Annotated in this window: 12 protein-coding genes; 5 read left to right on the top strand and 7 right to left on the bottom strand. The window is 67.4% G+C overall.

The features are described 5' to 3' along the window. Window positions 1–171: 171 nt before the first annotated feature. Together C8D93_RS19550 and C8D93_RS19545 are read right to left on the bottom strand one after the other, a co-directional pair. Window positions 172–1,188, bottom strand: coding sequence for a D-Ala-D-Ala carboxypeptidase family metallohydrolase (locus C8D93_RS19550; RefSeq protein ID WP_110266927.1), 1,017 nt, complete (start codon window positions 1,186–1,188; stop codon window positions 172–174). Between the two features lie 55 nt (window positions 1,189–1,243). Continuing rightward, window positions 1,244–2,266 carry an AraC family transcriptional regulator gene (locus C8D93_RS19545; protein ID WP_110266926.1) on the bottom strand — a complete coding sequence of 341 codons (1,023 nt, stop codon included), beginning with the start codon at window positions 2,264–2,266 and terminating at the stop codon, window positions 1,244–1,246. A gap of 140 nt (window positions 2,267–2,406) precedes the next feature. On the opposite strand from C8D93_RS19545, the gene icmF reads away from it, so the two are divergent. The 3 genes from icmF to C8D93_RS19530 all read left to right on the top strand — a co-directional run bounded on the left by icmF (window position 2,407) and on the right by C8D93_RS19530 (window position 7,926). Further along, the gene (gene icmF / locus C8D93_RS19540) at window positions 2,407–5,688 is read left to right on the top strand and encodes a fused isobutyryl-CoA mutase/GTPase IcmF (RefSeq protein WP_110266925.1); all 3,282 of its coding nucleotides are present in this window, start codon (window positions 2,407–2,409) and stop codon (window positions 5,686–5,688) included. A gap of 65 nt (window positions 5,689–5,753) precedes the next feature. Beyond that, window positions 5,754–6,941, top strand: coding sequence for an acetyl-CoA C-acyltransferase family protein (locus C8D93_RS19535; RefSeq protein WP_110266924.1), 1,188 nt, complete (start codon window positions 5,754–5,756; stop codon window positions 6,939–6,941). A 94-nt stretch (window positions 6,942–7,035) separates the two neighbouring features. Further along, the gene (locus C8D93_RS19530) at window positions 7,036–7,926 is read left to right on the top strand and encodes an alpha/beta fold hydrolase (RefSeq protein WP_110266923.1); all 891 of its coding nucleotides are present in this window, start codon (window positions 7,036–7,038) and stop codon (window positions 7,924–7,926) included. Window positions 7,927–7,930: 4 nt separating this feature from the next. Here the strand turns inward: C8D93_RS19530 and C8D93_RS19525 are convergent, their stop codons facing one another. Then, a complete protein-coding gene (locus C8D93_RS19525) occupies window positions 7,931–8,413 on the bottom strand; it encodes a DinB family protein (RefSeq protein ID WP_281269328.1) in 483 nt (160 codons plus the stop codon). A 54-nt stretch (window positions 8,414–8,467) separates the two neighbouring features. Continuing rightward, complete coding sequence (gene speA / locus C8D93_RS19520) at window positions 8,468–10,357, bottom strand: biosynthetic arginine decarboxylase (protein WP_245904021.1); 1,890 nt, start codon at window positions 10,355–10,357, stop codon at window positions 8,468–8,470. Window positions 10,358–10,443: 86 nt separating this feature from the next. On the opposite strand from speA, the gene speE reads away from it, so the two are divergent. Then, window positions 10,444–11,295 carry a polyamine aminopropyltransferase gene (speE, locus tag C8D93_RS19515; RefSeq protein ID WP_110266921.1) on the top strand — a complete coding sequence of 284 codons (852 nt, stop codon included), beginning with the start codon at window positions 10,444–10,446 and terminating at the stop codon, window positions 11,293–11,295. Window positions 11,296–11,302: 7 nt separating this feature from the next. Here speE and C8D93_RS19510 read toward each other — a convergent pair whose 3' ends face one another. Continuing rightward, on the bottom strand, window positions 11,303–11,716 hold the full coding sequence (locus C8D93_RS19510) for a DUF4124 domain-containing protein (protein ID WP_110266920.1): 414 nt from the start codon (window positions 11,714–11,716) through the stop codon (window positions 11,303–11,305). Between the two features lie 63 nt (window positions 11,717–11,779). Here C8D93_RS19510 and C8D93_RS19505 point away from each other — a divergent pair, with 63 nt between their 5' ends. Beyond that, window positions 11,780–12,058 carry a CDGSH iron-sulfur domain-containing protein gene (locus C8D93_RS19505; protein WP_110266919.1) on the top strand — a complete coding sequence of 93 codons (279 nt, stop codon included), beginning with the start codon at window positions 11,780–11,782 and terminating at the stop codon, window positions 12,056–12,058. Window position 12,059: 1 nt separating this feature from the next. Here the strand turns inward: C8D93_RS19505 and C8D93_RS19500 are convergent, their stop codons facing one another. Both C8D93_RS19500 and C8D93_RS19495 read right to left on the bottom strand, forming a co-directional pair. Next, window positions 12,060–13,352: an ammonium transporter gene (locus tag C8D93_RS19500; protein ID WP_110266918.1), complete on the bottom strand. Its 1,293-nt coding sequence runs from the start codon at window positions 13,350–13,352 to the stop codon at window positions 12,060–12,062. Between the two features lie 66 nt (window positions 13,353–13,418). Then, window positions 13,419–13,757 (bottom strand): P-II family nitrogen regulator, encoded by a 339-nt coding sequence (locus tag C8D93_RS19495; protein WP_110266917.1) that lies wholly within the window; start codon window positions 13,755–13,757, stop codon window positions 13,419–13,421. Window positions 13,758–13,828: the final 71 nt, after the last annotated feature.

Here is a 13,828-nt window from a genome sequence, read left to right as displayed (position 1 = left end):
CGGCCGGCCGAGCGATCACCACCTCTCGCAACATCGGATAGTCCAGTTCCGTCAGCTTCGGCGGACGCCCCCGCTTGCCCATTTCGCAGCCCCTGTGCTCTGATCGCCAGTAGACTGCTATTTTACTTTATTTTGTCTACACCCTCTGAGTCGCCGCTGAATCCGCCGATGCTACCAGCGTGCGCGCCAGCCACGCACGTCCACGTGCACGAACGGTCCACGCCGCGGAAACGCCGGCGCATAGAGCCCGGTACCGCCGACGTAGGCGCTGTATTCCGGCCGCTCGTGGAGTTCGTCGACGACGCGATAGAGCACTTCGGCGTCGGCACGCGTGATGCGTCCGTCGCCGTCGAGATCGTCCATCACCCCGTCGCGATCCTCGTCGACGAAGACATCGGCAGCCATGCCCCACTGGTGCAGGCTGTAGCGCACGTTGCCGATCGCCGCGTTGTAGAACGGCGTTCGGTAGCCGCTCATCACGTGCAGACCGCTGGCCTCGTGGCGGGCACTGCGCAGCGCGTCGATGATGGTTTCCAGCGCGAGCAGCAGGCGTTCGTCGAGCACCAGGAACTTCGGATAGCCGCCGCTCTGCTTGGACGCGAACTCGCCGAGCGTGAAGTGCGGCGACACGCGCACGTCGTGGTTCTGCGCCGTCAGCTCGATGAAGCCGCGCGGCGGCAGGTAGATCGGGTTGTCGCGCAACGGCCGGTCCGGGTAGTGGCCGACCCGGTAGTTCTGCAGCCGACCGTCGGCGAGATCCGTACGCGGCCGCATGACGAAGGCATTGAGCTCGATGCGCTGGCCGTCGGCTTCGCGCAGGATCGCGAGCGGATACAGACCGGCACGCGGCGGCGCGGTCCAGGTCCAGCCCTGGTCGCGGCGTTCGGGCACATAGGGCACGCGCGACTCGACCCGGCCGCCTGCGGCAGCGATGCGATAGGGGCCGCTCCCCGCCGGCGCGTCGATTCCGACGGCCTCCCCGGGCAGCGCGAAGATCGCGAAGACCGGATGGGCGATGTCGAGACCGCGCACGCGGATGCGCATCGGCGCGCCGTCGAAGGCGGCCTGCGCGCCGGCGTTGACGTCGGGCGGCGCCACCGGTGCTTCCGGCGGCGACGCAAGCGCGTGCCAGGCAGAGCCGCCGAGCGTGGCAGCGGCCAGTAGCAGCAGGACAGAAAGACGGAACACGGCACTCCGGAACGCAGGTGGAACCGATGGGGCAAGCAATGGCCGCCGAAGTTCCTCAGACCGGGGGCATCGTGCGCTGACGCCGGTATTCGCCGGGCCTCACACCGGTCCACTGCTTGAACGCGCGATGAAACGCGCTCGGTTCGGCGAAGCCGACCACCCGCGCGATCTCGGGAATTGCGGCATCGCCGTGGCTGAGCTGTTCGATGGCGAGGTCGCGACGCAGGGCGTCCTTGATCGCGCGAAAGCTCGCGCCCTCGCGCTCGAGCGCACGCCGCAGCGCCGAGGGATGGCTGTCGAGTTGCGTCGCGAGCGCATCGAACCCCGGCCACAGGCCCGGCGGCGTGTCGCGCAGGCACTGGCGGACGCGCGCCGACCAGCTGTCGGCGTTCTTGTACTTGAGCACGATGTTGTAGGGCGCGCCGTGCAGGAAGGCCGTGGCGCTGCGCTGGGTCTGTCGCACCGGCGCCGTCAGCAGGGCCGCGTCGAAGACGATGCGGGTGCAGGGCCGGGAGAAGGCGAGTTGCTGCGAATACATGACGCGGTATTCGCGCCAACGGGACGGCGGCGGATAGGCGAAATCCGCGCGCAGGATGTCGATGCGACGGCCGATCAGCCAGCACATGAGCCCATGCGTCAGTACCAGCAGCGTCTCGTGGGCGAAGGCGTCGATCGGGCGGCCTGCGGCGCGCGCGCCCGGCAGCAGGCGCAGCTCGGCCTGCTCGCCGTCGACCGCGAGTTCGAGGACGGTGTCGTCGAGAATGATGCCGAACAGCCGCACGATGCGGCGCACGGCTTCGTGCAGCGTGCGCGCACCGACGCAGCCGTAGGTCACCGCGGCAAAGCTGCCGACCTTCATGCGACGCGTGTCGCGGCCGAAGAACTCGTCGTCCAGTGCATCGGCGACCGCCAGCCACAGGGCACCGAAGCGCTCGGCGGCGACACGCGTCTGCGGCGACGCCAGCAGGCGCTCGGGAATGCCCGCAGCCTGCAGCAACGGCGCGACCGGCAGGCCCGCACCGCGCACCGCGTGCAGGGCTTCGGCGACGAAGCTGATCGAGACGCTGTCCTTTTCCATCGCACATCCGGTTGGCACTGGCAGATTTTCGCATCCGCAGCACCAGTTTCGGACATCGTGCGTTCCGGCGTCGCTGGCTAAAATTTCGCCCCCACCGCTCGCAGGCCCGTCAACGGGCCACGCTCGAGGAAGCATCCACCATGACCGATCTCTCCGTCGCCAAGCAGCTCAAGCCCTACAAGGCCAAGCACAAGGTCCGCTTCGTGACCGCCACGTCCCTGTTCGACGGCCACGATGCGTCGATCAACATCATGCGCCGCATCCTGCAGTCCACCGGCGCCGAGGTGATTCACCTGGGACACAACCGCTCGGCGGCCGAGATCGTCAACGCGGCGCTGCAGGAGGACGTGCAGGGCATCGCGATCACCTCCTACCAGGGCGGGCACGTGGAGTTCTTCAAGTACATCGTCGACCTGCTGCGCGCCAACGGCGGCGAGAACATCAAGGTCGTCGGCGGCGGCGGCGGCGTCATCGTGCCGGCCGAGATCAAGGCGCTGATGGACTACGGCGTGGCCCGCATCTACTCGCCCGAGGACGGCGCGCGGCTGGGCCTGCAGGGCATGATCGACGATGTCATCCAGACCAGCGACTACGACCTGACGGCGCTGGCGCCGAAGGCTGGCGAGGCGCTCGCCGCGCTGCAGTCCGGCGACCGCCGCCAGCTCGCCCGCACGATCACGGCCATCGAGGCCGGCACCTACGACGACGCCACGCGCGGCGCGATCCGCGAGGCGGCGCAGAAGACGACGATCCCCGTGCTCGGCATCACCGGGACCGGTGGCGCCGGCAAGTCCTCGCTGACCGACGAGCTGGTGCTGCGCCTGCGGCTGGACCAGCAGGACCGGCTGAAGATCGCGATCGTCTCGATCGACCCCTCGCGCAAGCGCACCGGCGGCGCACTGCTCGGCGACCGCATCCGCATGAACGCGATCGAGTCGCCCGACATGAACCGCGGAGCCGTGTACATGCGCTCGCTGGCCACGCGCGACACCGGCAGCGAGATTTCCGCGGCGCTGCCCGACGTAGTCGCCGCGTGCAAGGTGTCGGGCTTCGACCTGGTGATCGTCGAGACCTCCGGCATCGGCCAGGGCGATGCGGCGATCGTGCCGCATGTGGACCTGTCGCTGTACGTGATGACGCCGGAGTTCGGTGCGGCATCGCAGCTCGAGAAGATCGACATGCTCGACTTCGCCGATTTCGTCGCGATCAACAAGTTCGACCGCAAGGGTGCGGAGGACGCGTTGCGCGATGTGCGCAAGCAGTATCAGCGCAACCGCGAGCAGTTCACGCAGCCACCGGACGCGATGCCGGTGTTCGGCACACAGGCCGCTCGCTTCAACGACGATGGCGTGACCGCGCTGTACCAGGCGATGCTGCCCGCCCTTGAAGCCCGCGGCCTGAAGACGCAGGCCGGCGCGCTGCCCAAGGTGACGGTGAAGGCGTCCTCGCAGCGTCGCGCCGTGGTGCCCGCGGAGCGCGTGCGCTATCTGGCCGAGATTGCCGAAACGCTGCGCGGCTACCACGCGCAGATCGCGCAGCAGGCACGCGTCGCCCGCGAGCGCCAGTCGCTGAAGACCGCGAAGGCCCTGTTCGAATCCGCCGGACAGCCGGTCGCCGGCTTCGATGCGATGATCTCGTCCAAGGACGGCGAGCTGCTGCCGGGCGCGCGCAAGCTGCTGGAGCAGTGGCCGACCCTGCGCGAGCAGTATGCGCAGGATGAGTACGTCGTGAAGATCCGCGACAAGGAGATTCGCACCAAGCTGACCAGCGAATCGCTGTCCGGCACCAAGGTGCGCAAGGTTGCGCTGCCGGCGTTCGAGGACGAAGGCGAAACCCTGCGCTTCCTGATGAAGGAAAACGTGCCGGGCTCGTTCCCGTTCACCGCCGGCGTGTTCGCGTTCAAGCGCGAGGGCGAGGACCCGACCCGCATGTTCGCCGGTGAAGGCGACGCGTTCCGTACCAACCGTCGCTTCAAGCGCGTGTCGGAGGGCATGCCGGCGCATCGCCTGTCGACCGCGTTCGACTCGGTGACCTTGTATGGCTGGGACCCGGACCTGCGGCCGGACATCTACGGCAAGGTCGGCAACTCCGGCGTGTCGATCTGCACCCTCGACGACATGAAGGTGCTGTACTCGGGCTTCGATCTGTGCGCGCCGACGACCTCGGTGTCGATGACGATCAACGGCCCGGCACCGATGATTCTGGCGATGTTCATGAACACGGCGGTCGATCAGCAGCTCGACAAGTTTGCGAGCGAGAACGGGCGCGCGCCGACCGACGACGAAACCCAGAAGATCCGCGACTGGACGCTGTCGGTCGTGCGCGGCACGGTGCAGGCCGACATCCTCAAGGAAGACCAGGGCCAGAACACCTGCATCTTCAGCACCGAGTTCGCGCTCAAGATGATGGGCGATATCCAGGAGTACTTCGTCCACCACAAGGTGCAGAACTTCTATTCAGTGTCGATCTCCGGCTATCACATCGCCGAGGCCGGCGCCAATCCGATCTCGCAGCTTGCGTTCACCCTCGCCAACGGCTTCACCTATGTCGAGTCGTACCTCGCGCGTGGGATGCACATCGACGACTTCGCGCCGAATCTGTCGTTCTTCTTCTCCAACGGCATGGACCCGGAATATTCGGTGATCGGCCGTGTCGCCCGTCGCATCTGGGCGGTGGCGATGAAGCACAAGTACGGTGCCAACGAGCGCAGCCAGAAGCTCAAGTATCACGTGCAGACCTCGGGCCGCTCGCTGCACGCGCAGGAGATGGCGTTCAACGACATCCGCACCACGTTGCAGGCCCTGTGCGCGCTGTATGACAACTGCAACTCGCTACACACCAACGCCTACGACGAAGCGATCACGACGCCGACCGAGGAGTCCGTGCGGCGCGCGATGGCGATCCAGCTGATCATCAACCGCGAGTGGGGCCTGTCGAAGAACGAGAACCCGAACCAGGGCAGCTTCATCATCGACGAGCTGACCGACCTGGTGGAGGAAGCGGTGCTCAAGGAGTTCGAGGCCATCGCCAGCCGGGGCGGCGTGCTCGGCGCGATGGAGACCGGCTTCCAGCGCGGCAAGATCCAGGAAGAATCGCTGTACTACGAGCACAAGAAGCACGATGGCTCGCTGCCGATCATCGGCGTCAACACCTTCCGCAACCCGCACGGCGACGAGGTACAGCAGGAGATCGAGCTGGCACGCTCGACCGACGACGAGAAACAGTCGCAGCTCAAGCGCCTGGCCGAGTTCAAGCAGCGCAATGCCGCCGACGCGCCAGCCATGCTCGACCGCCTGCGCCGCACCGTGATCGAACACGGCAACACCTTCGACGTGCTGATGGACGCCGTGCGCGTGTGCTCGCTGGGCCAGATCACGCAGACGCTGTTCGAAGTCGGCGGACGCTACCGGCGTAACATGTAGCTTTCCAGGCCCTCGCCGCTCGCGGCAGAGGGCCACACCCGTCATTCCGTTCACGAGGTCCCCCCATGTCCCAGGCAGAAGTCTTCGTCGTCGGCGCCGCGCGCACGGCGATCGGCAGTTTCGGCGGTTCGCTCAAGGACCAGCCGCTGGCGTCCATCGCGACCACGGCGATCAAGGCGGCGCTCGAACGCGCCGGCGTGGCGCCCGATGCCGTCGGACACGTCGTCATGGGCAATGTCATTCCGACCGAGCCGCGCGACGCCTACCTGAGCCGCGTCGCGACGATCGAGGCCGGCATTCCCAAGGAAACGCCGGCCTTCAACGTCAACCGCCTGTGCGGCTCCGGCCTGCAGGCGGTGGTCTCGGCCGCGCAGACGATCCTGCTCGGCGACGCCGAGGTGGCCATCGGCGCCGGTGCGGAATCCATGAGCCGCGGCGCCTACCTGATGCCGGCGGGCCGCTGGGGTGCGCGCCTGGGCGACACGCAGATGCTCGACTTCGTCACCGGCGCGCTGCACGACCCGTTCCAGAACGTGCACATGGGCATCACCGCCGAGAACGTTGCCGAGCGCTACGGCATCACCCGGCAGATGCAGGATGCGCTCGCGGTCGAGAGCCAGCAGCGCGCAGCGCGCGCGATCGCCGAGGGCCGCTTCAAGGGCCAGATCATTCCGGTCGAGATCAAGACGCGCAAAGGCGTTGTGACCTTCGATACGGACGAGAACGTGCGCGGTGATACGACGCTCGAATCGCTCGCCAAGCTCAAGCCAGTATTCAAGCGCGACGGCGGTCTGGTGACGGCCGGCAATGCGTCGAGCCTCAACGACGGCGCCGCCGCGATCGTGCTCGCGTCGGGGACCAAGGCCAAGGTGCTGGGTCTTAAGCCGCTCGCGCGCCTGGTTGCCTACGCTCATGCCGGCGTCGATCCTGCGTACATGGGCATCGGCCCGGTGCCGGCGACCAGGCTGGCGCTGCAGCGGGCCGGCCTCAAGGTCAAGGATCTCGACGTCATCGAAGCCAACGAAGCCTTCGCCGCGCAGGCCTGCGCCGTTGCTCGTGAACTCGACTTCGATCCGGCCAAGGTCAACCCGAACGGCTCCGGCATCTCTCTCGGTCATCCGATCGGCGCCACCGGCGCGATGATTGCGACCAAAGCAATCCACGAACTGCATCGCGTCAACGGCCGCCACGCGCTGGTGACGATGTGCATCGGCGGCGGCCAGGGCATCGCGGCGATCTTCGAGCGCGTCTGATTCCGAAGAGCGGCGCGCGACGGGCAGGACCACGGTCCTGCCCGTTTTCGTTTGCGGTACTGGCAACAATCGCGCTTATCGCTAGATTGCGGTCATGCCCTATCTCACGACCCGCGACGGCGCACGGCTGCACTACCACGACATCGGCCGCGGCGCTCCGGTCGTGCTGCTGCATGGCTTCGCGATGCCGGCAGCACTGTGGCTGCCGTTCGTGCTGCCGTTCGCCCGACGCTACCGCTTCATCCTGCCCGACCTGCGTGGTTTCGGCGGCTCCCATCGCACGCCGCTGGCGCAGCGCTGCCTGCTGACCCAGCACGCGGACGATCTCGCCGATCTGCTGCAAGGCCTGCACCTGCGCGACGTGCGGCTCGGCGGCCTGTCGATGGGAGCGTGCACGGCGCTGCAGTACCACCGCCTCTACGGCTTCGACCGCATCCGCAGCTACCTGCACATCGACCAGTCGCCGTGCGTGCGCAATACCGCGGACTGGGCGCACGGCCTGCTCGGCGCGACGCAGGCGGCGCGGCTCGCCGACTGGCAGACGCTGATGCGCAAGCTCGAGCCGTACCGCGGCCAGCCGTACGCGCGACTGCCGAAGCCGCTGCGCCGCGCCCTCTGGGCGAAGCTCGGAGAGTTCTTCGATTTCGCCTTCCACCACCGCGGATGGAAGGCGGTCTCGCGGCTCGCACGCTACGAGCTGCTGATCCGTCGCGTCGCCCCGACGGCGAACTGGACGATCTACCTCGACAGCGTGCGCTCGTATCTCGAGGACGACTACGACTGGCGCACGACCCTGCCTGCGCTGCAGGTGCCGATGACGGTGCTGATCGGCAACGACTCGATCATGTATCCGGCAGAGGGCCAGCGGACGATCCGCGAGCTGGTCCCGCACGCCCGGATCGTCGACATCCCGGACTGCGGCCACGCCATTCCGTTCGAGGCGCCGCGCGCGTTCCGGCGAGAGCTGGCGCGCTTTCTCGGCTGAGCGCTCAGACGGGCGGCGGCAGGTCCGGCATCGCCGGCAAGTCGGTCACACCCGGATCGATGCCGGCCTGCATCAGCAGCGTGGTCACCTGTCCGCGATGGTGCGTGCCGTGGTTGAACATGTGCGCGACGAGCAGCCAGGCCGGCCGCACGAAGGTGCCCCTGTAGGCCAGGCTGTAGTAGCGGAAGTCGCTCGCCAGCCACTCCGGCGTCAGCCCTTCCACCCAGTCGACGATCCGCCGATCCAGTGCGGTCCGCTGTTGATGCATGAGTGCAAATTCATCGAATAATGCTTCTGAAATAGATAATCCATCAAGCGATTGGCCGGTGAAGCGACGCATCCAGGCTTCGTCCCCGTAGAGCAGGTGATCGAGCGTGCGGTGGATGGACCCGAAGAACGCGCCGCGATCGCGCTTGCGCGCCTCGCCGTCGAGCTGCGCGGCGGCCGCATAGAGCTTGTCGTTCATCCAGCCGTTGTAGGCCGCCATGCGCCGGCAGAAGTCGATGCTGATCATGCCCGGCCGTCCGTCCGCCGCGCGCGCTCAGGCGCTCAGATAGGTGTAGCCGCTCAGGCCCGACTCGAGCTCCTGCAGCAGGTCCTGCGCCTCGGCCGCCGGCAGGCCGGCGCGATCGAGCTTCTCGCGATAGGTCGCCGCGAGCTTCTCCGGCTCCAGGTGCACGTAACGCAGCAGCTCGTCGGTGCGGTCGCCATGCTCCGCTCCTTCCAGCGTCCAGCCGTCGGCGCCGCCGAGCACGACGTTGACGGCATTGGTGTCGCCGAACAGGTTGTGCATGTCGCCGAGAATTTCCTGGTAGGCGCCGACCATGAAGAAGCCGATCAGATAGGGCTCGCCTTCCCGGAGCGCGTGTAGCGCCAGCGTCGGCATCAGGCCTTCGCGGTCGACGTACTGATCGAGACGGCCGTCGGAATCGCAGGTGAGATCGCACAGACGCGCCCGCACCTCGGGGCGCTCGTCCAGCCGGTGGATCGGCACGATCGGGAACACCTGGTCGATCGCCCAGGCGTCCGGCACCGACTGGAACACCGAGAAGTTGCAGAAGTACTTGGCGGCAAGCTTTTCGCGCAACTCCTCGACCGCCTCGCGCTGGGCGCGGATGCCTGGATCGAGCTTCGGCAGCACCGCATGGGCAAGCGCGTAGTAGGCGCGCTCGGCCCAGGCGCGCTGCGGCAGGCTGAGCAGGCCCATCGTGTACTGGACCTGCGCATCGCCGAAGAACTGCGCAGCGTCGTGCAGCGTCTCGATCGGCCCCTGGGCGTCGATCTGGTCGAACAGCGCATGCAGTTCGTGCAGCACCGCCGGCGCCTCGTCGTCCGGTGCGTCGAGCCGCGGCGACGGCAGTTCGTCGCGATCGATGACATCGGCGATCAGCACCGCATGATGCGCGGTCAGCGCCCGACCCGACTCGGAGATCACATTGGGCTGCGGCTCGCCCGATTCGGCGCAGGCCTCCTGCAGCGTGCGCAGGATGTTGCGCGCGTACTCGCGCAGCGAGTAGTTCATCGAGCAGAACGAGCGCGAGCGCGTGCCCTCGTAGTCGACGCCCAGGCCGCCGCCGACATCGACGACGTCGACCGGCGCACCCAGGCGGCGCAGCTCGACGTAGTAGCGCGCCGCCTCGCGCAGACCCTTGGCGACGTCCTGCACATTGGCGACCTGCGAACCGAGGTGGAAGTGCACCATCTGCACCGCATCCAGCCGCCCCGCCGCCCGCAGCATCTCGACGGCCTCGAGAATCTGCGGCGAGGTCAGCCCGAACTTGGCCTTCTCGCCGCCGGTGTTCTGCTGGGTGCTGGTGAAGTTAGCCGACAGGCGTACGCGCAGTCCGATCAGCGGCTCGACGTCCAGCGCCCGCGCCTCGTCGATCACCAGCGGGAGCTCCGAGAGCTTCTCGACGACGATGTAGACCTTGTGCCCCAGTTTCTGCCCGATCAGTGCGCGGCGGATATAGCCGCGGTCCTTGTAGCCGTTGCAGACGACGATGCTGCCGGGCCGGGCGAGGCCCAGCACCGCCGCCAGCTCGGGCTTGGACCCCGCCTCCAGCCCGACGCGATCGCCGCCGTGACGCACGATCTGCTCGACGACGTCACCCTGCTGATTGACCTTGATCGGGTAGACGGCGGTGTAGCCACCCTCGTAGCCCAGCTCGCCGATGACCTCGGCGAAGGCGCCGGTCAGCGCATCGACGCGGTCGTGCAGGATGTCGGCGAAGCGCACCAGCACCGGCAGGTCGAGCCCCTCGCGCGGCAGCCGCCGCGCCAGCTCGAACAGGTCGATCGTCACGTCCGGCCGCCCGGGATGCGGCCGCACCACCACCCGCCCCTGCGCCGAGACGTCGAAATAGCCCTCGCCCCACTGCGGCATGTTGTACAGGTCGCGTGCCTGTGCGGCGTTCCAGCTTGGATGCGTCACGTTGCGTTCACCCGGGAAAATGGAGCGAGCGCGTATACTCGCGCCGCGATTTTACGCGCCATCATCTTATCGAGAGGATCTGCGACATGGCCCTGGACCGCGGCTGGTTCACCGAGGCGATCGACGCCACCGGCACCGCTTTCTCGCTCAAGGCCGAGAAGCTGCATGAGGAACAGACGCCCTACCAGAAGATCGAGATCTGGAAGACCGAAACCTTCGGCACCCTGATGACGATCGACGGCTGCACCATGGTGTCCACCCGCGACAACTTCCTCTACCACGAGATGATGTCGCACCCGGCGCTGAACACGCACCCGGCGCCGAAGAACGTGGTCATCGTCGGCGGCGGCGACTGCGGCACGCTGCGCGAGGTGCTCAAGCACCCCGAGGTGCAGTCGGCCACCCAGGTCGAGATCGACGAACGCGTCACCCGGCTGTCCGAGCAGTACTTCCCGGAGCTGTGCGACCGCAACGACGACCCGCGCGCAACGCTGTTCTTCGGCGACGGCATCCAGTGGATGAAGGATGCGAAGCCCGGCTCGATCGACCTGATCATCATCGACTCGACCGACCCGGTGGGTCCGGCCGAGGGGCTGTTCGGCAAGAAGTTCTACCTCGACTGCATCCGGGCACTGGCCGACGACGGCATGCTCGTGCAGCAGTCGGAATCACCGCTGCTGCATCTCGACCTGATCCGGGAGATGCACGCGGCGATGCGCGAAGCCGGCTTTGCCGAGACGCGGCTGCTGCACTTTCCGCAGGTGATCTACCCGTCCGGCTGGTGGTCGGGGTCGCTGGCGTTCAAGCGGGCCGGCAGCAGCGTCGAGCGGCTGGAAGAATCAGCGATCGCGGCGCTGGGCACGCAGTTCTACAACGCCGACACGCACCGCGCCGCGTTCGCGCTGCCGACCTACGTCAGAAAGGCCCTGGCTTCGTAAATCCGCCTCAGCTGTCGGAGCGGCAAAGCTCGCTGACCTGCTTCTGCGTCTGCTCGATCAGCTGCAGGCGCTCGTCCTCGGAGTAGGTGCGCTCGTTGCCGAGGCTGTCCCGCTCGGTGATCGTCGTGGCCTTGCGATAGGTCTCGAGCTGCTCGCGACGCTTGTCGCACTCCTCCGCGCGCAGCTTCGCGCGTTCCGGCGATTCCTCGCCTTCGGCGCCGCTCTGCGCGGCCGGCGTCTGCGCGGTGGCCGGCGCGAATCCCGGTGCGACCTTGAGGTCCACGCGCTTCCAGCCCGGTCGCGGCGTGTCGCTGTAGTGAATCCGCCCCTCGGCATCGACCCACTTGTAGACCTGCCCGGCGCCGGCCGAGAAGGCCGCGGCGAGCAGCAGCAGCGCGAAACTTCCTGTCTTGATCGGCATGCGCGCGTTCCTTGGCGAGTGAGCTGAAGCGAATCCCGAGTCTAGTACGATTCGGCGCTCGCGATGAAGAAGCCGGTCGCTCCACTGTCCGACGCCGTGCCTGCGCCGCACACGCGGCGCGGGCCGCGTGTGCTCGAACTGAACGCCGCGGAGTACCGCTGGTGCGCATGCGGCCGCTCCTCGCGCCTGCCGCTCTGCGACGGCGGTCGCGACGACAACCGCTGCGCCGCATCGCTGACGTTTTCGGTCGCGCACGGCGACGGCCTGCTGTGGCTGTGCGCGTGCGGCCGGTCACGCAGCAAGCCGTACTGCGACGGCCGCTCGCACAACCTGCCGCGCTGACTCAGAGGGTCTGCAGGTCGTAGCCGCGCTCGTTGTGCTGCGTCGTGTCGAGACCGGTGGTCTCCTCTTCCGCCGTCGCACGCAGCGGCGTCAGCAGGCCGACGAGCTTGAGCAGCCCCCAGGTCCAGGCCGCGGTCCAGCCGCCGACCGCGGCGATGCCGAGCAGCTGCACGCCGATCTGCCCGCCCATGCCGACGCCTTCGGCATAACCCTGGCCGCTGAAGACGCCGAGGCCGGTGGCCGCGAAGATGCCCGCGGCAAAGGTGCCGAGCATGCCGCCGACGCCATGCACCGGGAACACGTCGAGCGAATCGTCGACCTTCAGCGCGTGCTTGAGCGCGTGGGTCGCGTTGAAGCAGACGAAGCCGGCGATCAGACCAATGATCAGCGCACCGCCGGGGCCGACGACGCCGGCCGCCGGCGTGATCGTGCCCAGACCGGCAACCATGCCGGTGACCACACCCAGCGCCGAGGGTTTGCCGTACTTGAGCCATTCGATCGCGCCCCACATCGCCGCGCCGGCCGAGGCCGACAGATGGGTGCACAGGATCGCCATTGCCGCATTGCCGTCGGCGGCCAGCGCCGAACCCCCATTGAAGCCGAACCAGCCGACCCAGAGCATGCCGGCACCGGTCACGGTCATCGTCAGGTTGTGCGGCATCATCGGCGTCTGCGCGAAGCCGGTGCGCGGTCGCAGCACCAGCGCCGCGACCAGCGCCGCGACACCGGCAGTGACGTGGACCACGGTGCCGCCGGCGAAGTCGATCAGACCGCGGGCGAACAGCCAGCCGTCGGCGGCCCAGACCCAATGGCAGACCGGCAGGTAGACGGCGAACAGCCACAGCACCGAGAACAGCAGCATCGCCGGGAAACGCATGCGCTCGGCGAAACCACCGACGATCAGAGCCGGCGTGATGCAGGCAAAGGTCAGCTGGAACATCGCGAACGCCGTTTCCGGAATCGCGCCGCTCATCGAGCCTTCGGCGACGTCGGCGAAGAAGGCCTTGGACAGGCCGCCAATGAACCCGTTACCGGGCGCGAAGGCGAGGCTGTAGCCGCAGATGAACCAGAGGATCGACACGACGCAGACGATCGCGAAGCACTGCATCAGCACGCTGAGCACGTTCTTCGCGCGGACCAGGCCACCGTAGAAAAGCGCCAGGCCTGGCAGCGACATGAACAGCACCAGCGCCGAGCTGGTCATGATCCACCCGGTGCTACCGCTGTCGATACCGTCCTGCGCGCCTGCGGCCAGCGGCAACAGGGCCGCCAGCAATCCGATTGCTGTTCTCATGGTTCTCCCCCACACAAAAAAACCCCCGCTCATCTCTCGATCAACGGGGGCGCACTGTCCTTCCGATCAGACGGCTTCGACGCCGGATTCACCGGTGCGGATACGCACGGTCTGGTCGAGATCGTAGATGAAGATCTTGCCGTCGCCGATCTGGCCGGTCTTCGCGGCCTTGAGAATCGCGTCGACCGCCTTGTCCGCCATGTCCGGCGCCACCGCGACCTCGATCTTGATCTTGGGCAACAGATCGACGGTGTACTCGGCACCGCGATACAGCTCGGTGTGCCCCTTCTGCCGGCCAAACCCCCGGACCTCGGTCACGGTCATGCCCTGCACGCCGATGTCGGCCAGGGCTTCGCGCACGGCGTCGAGCTTGAAGGGCTTGATGATGGCAATCAGCATTTTCATGGGCAGATGTCCTTCCGGTTACGGCGGCGAGTGTATTGCCGGTTCTGGCAAAAGTCGAAGCCGCACGCACA

The organism is Sinimarinibacterium flocculans, from assembly GCF_003201205.1.
In the GTDB taxonomy this organism is placed as follows: Bacteria; Pseudomonadota; Gammaproteobacteria; order Nevskiales; family Nevskiaceae; genus Solimonas; species Solimonas flocculans.
The sequence above is the reverse complement of the archived record's forward strand: the minus strand, read 5'-3'. Positions and strand labels throughout refer to the sequence as shown.